The sequence below is a fragment of the Streptomyces sp. x-80 genome, assembly GCF_046549095.1.
GTDB classification, from domain to species: Bacteria; Actinomycetota; Actinomycetes; order Streptomycetales; family Streptomycetaceae; genus Streptomyces; species Streptomyces celluloflavus.
Map to the genome: position 1 here is coordinate 1 of NZ_JAJPWM010000083.1, position 592 is coordinate 592.

2 pseudogenes are annotated in these 592 nt (G+C 67.9%); both read right to left on the reverse strand.

Features of this window, described 5'->3' with window-relative positions:
* Positions 1 to 128 precede the first annotated feature (128 nt).
* A pseudogene (locus tag ACLJWH_RS41995) lies at positions 129 to 365 on the reverse strand (proline--tRNA ligase); the annotation flags it as partial.
* A gap of 139 nt (positions 366 to 504) precedes the next feature.
* Positions 505 to 592 (reverse strand): annotated as a pseudogene (locus tag ACLJWH_RS42000) (IS5/IS1182 family transposase); the annotation flags it as partial.

The following is a 592-nucleotide window of genomic DNA, read 5'->3' on the forward strand; positions in this document are numbered from 1 at the left end:
GCCCATCAGCCGGACCGCCGGGAGCGACTACCGGATCGTCTTCGACCAGCCGCCCGAACCACTCGCGGACATCCCGCAGCAGCTCACCTTCGAGGACTTCGCGTAACCAAGGTCCCGAGACACCACAGCTAGCCGTCGCTCTCGGGGACCGAGCCGTCCGCGGCAACCAGGCACCGCACGGACCCGCCCTGCTCTGCGAGCTTCGCCTCGCCGTCCGGGCCCAGCACGGCCCAGGGGATACGCACGCAGCCGGTGCTCGCAGCCTCCACGGCCTCCTCGATCGTGGTCGCCTCGACGGTGCGGTCCTTGCGGCGCTCGCGGGACTGTGCCAGCAGCAGGGCCTGGTCGTCCGCCGGCAACTTGGGCGGGATCTCCCGGGCGTCGATCCGGTACGCGAGCGCATCGCGTACGTGAAGTGTCGGTCGGGCAGTTGCGTTTGGGTGCGGCTCAGTGTGGGGGCCGTGGTCAGAGGGCATTTGATCTAGGCAGATTGCCCTTTCTGCCCTAGTAGGTCCCTCGCCAGGTAGGGGTGGCTTCGTCCGTTATGCGCTTGGCGAGGTTGTCGATCGACGCGATGTGGATCATGGCTTTG